Below are 1,955 nucleotides of genomic sequence, written 5' to 3' on the forward strand. Positions count from 1 at the left end.
CTTCAACATCAGGCACGCCTGGATGGCAGCATCCGAGAAGGTGGTCGGACGCCCGCGCCGGCCACTCGGGGCGGCGATCCACTCCATCTCGGGATCAAACCAGACCAAAAGCGAGCCGCGCTGCTTCAGGGCTTCACTGTAGGCGCGCCAGTTGGTCGTGCGGTAGGTCGGAGGGTCAGGCTTGGGCATCCTCATCCACTAACCCACTCAGCCTCCAAGAGGAATCCCGCAGGATTTGCGCAACAGAGCCCTTCGAGAGTGAAATAAGGGTGGGGGTTCGTCGTGTTTTGACGCCACTATCATTCTGTATATTTGTAGTCAGGCAGTATTATCCGGCGCTGTGGCATGACGTGACAAAATGGCCCAATTTCGCTGAGATCGCGAACGAGGTTCGCAGGAATCTAGGCTTAGTGGATGCCGACCTTTTCAAGGCTTTGGATTTTGACGAAATGTTCTTGGACTAGTGATTTCGAACATACGTTGCGCGGTTCTGGTACCGTCGACGCGTCATTATTGTGATCGTCTCTGGAGTCTTCGTCCGAATAAAGGTCACTGACGATGAGTCTTGGGTTCGCTCTTGGTAGAGCGCCACTGTCCCAGATCAGCGCTCTTGAGAAAGAGGGGGGCGTTTTGTGAGAGGAGGATGTCTGGTTCACTGCAGCCATCATGGAGCGAAGATGAAGCAGACATCCGGGCCGACGAAGAAGGCGCCTGGCGAGGCCGTCCTCAAGGACATCCGGCGCGTGACGCGCCGCCAGATTGGGGCCGAAGAGAAGATTCGCATCTTGCTGGATGGCCTGCGCGGGGAGGAGAGCATCGCCGAGCTGTGCCGGCGCGAGGGGATCAGTTCGTCGATGTACTACGGCTGGTCCAAGAAGTTCATGAAAGCCGGCAAGAAGAGACTGGCCGGCGACACCGGCCGGGCGGCGACCTCGGACGAGGTGAAGGAGCAGCGCGGTGAAGCCGGGGCCGTGAGGGAGTTGGCTGCCGACCTCATCCTTGAGTACCGCCAGCCTAAAGAAACATGAGGGGCTGGGGAGGACGACGCATGAGGTACACCGCATGCACCAAGGCCGAGATCATCTGGCTCGTGGAACAGTCCCACCTTCCGGTCGGCCGCAACCTGGAGAAGCTCGGGATCCCGAGGGCCACGTTCGAGCGCTGGGTGAAGCAGGTCGTGGCGCTTGTCGAGCACGACAGTCACGCGCGCCTGAAGAACCTCACGCCAGCCGACGTCTATCACGGCGAGGGGGAGGCCATCTTGGCCGAACGTGAGCGGATCAAGAAGCACACCTTCACCCACCAGCGCTTGCAGCATCACGCCACAACCGCCTAACCTTACACCCAGATGGACCAGACCCTCCGATCCTAAGCGACCCCCGCAGTCTCAACTCATCTGACGACGGAAACCCCTTAGTTTGTTAGCTAACGTATGACCCTAATCAAATCTAAAGAGCGAGTTGACGAACATGGTGAGGTGTTTAGGCGTTGTTGCACAACCCTGTGGCGGGTGCTCGCGTAGGGACCCGTGGCGCCTATCTGGGCACTCATGAGCAAGCCGTCTCCCGCCCGCTATCGCACGACGAACTGGCCTGACTACAACGTGGCCCTGCGCCGGCGTGGCTCGTTGCTGGTCTGGCTGGACCGAGAGATGGGGTGGCTGGCACCGGCGAGCGGCCGGCCGGGTCGGCCTGAGACCTTCTCTGACGCGGCGATCCAGTTCTGCCTCAGCATCAAGGTCCTGTTCGGGCTCGCTCTGCGGCAGACGATCGGGATGGTCGAGAGCCTGCTCAGGATGGCCGGTCTGGAGGACTGGCCGGTGCCGGACTACTCCACCCTGTGCCGGCGGCAGAAGACGGTGAGCATTCAGATCTCCTTTCGCCGCTCGGGCGGCAATCTGAACCTGCTGGTCGACAGCACCGGCGTGAAGATGCGCGGCGACGGCGAGTGGCAGG

Annotated in this window: 2 protein-coding genes and 1 pseudogene; 2 read left to right on the forward strand and 1 reads right to left on the reverse strand. The window is 60.7% G+C overall.

Going from position 1 to position 1,955, the window contains the following annotated elements; translation table 11 throughout:
• A partial coding sequence (locus tag RUMESO_RS02840; protein WP_211262752.1) for a transposase occupies positions 1-189 on the reverse strand: 189 nt, incomplete at its 3' end.
• A gap of 488 nt (positions 190-677) precedes the next feature.
• Here RUMESO_RS02840 and RUMESO_RS02845 point away from each other — a divergent pair.
• Positions 678-1,165, forward strand: a pseudogene (locus RUMESO_RS02845) (transposase); the annotation flags it as partial.
• Between the two features lie 384 nt (positions 1,166-1,549).
• Positions 1,550-1,955, forward strand: a 406-nt coding sequence (locus RUMESO_RS02855) for an IS5 family transposase (protein WP_037277977.1), incomplete at its 3' end; no start/stop codon positions are given.

Source organism: Rubellimicrobium mesophilum DSM 19309 (assembly GCF_000600335.2).
Taxonomy (GTDB): domain Bacteria; phylum Pseudomonadota; class Alphaproteobacteria; order Rhodobacterales; family Rhodobacteraceae; genus Rubellimicrobium; species Rubellimicrobium mesophilum.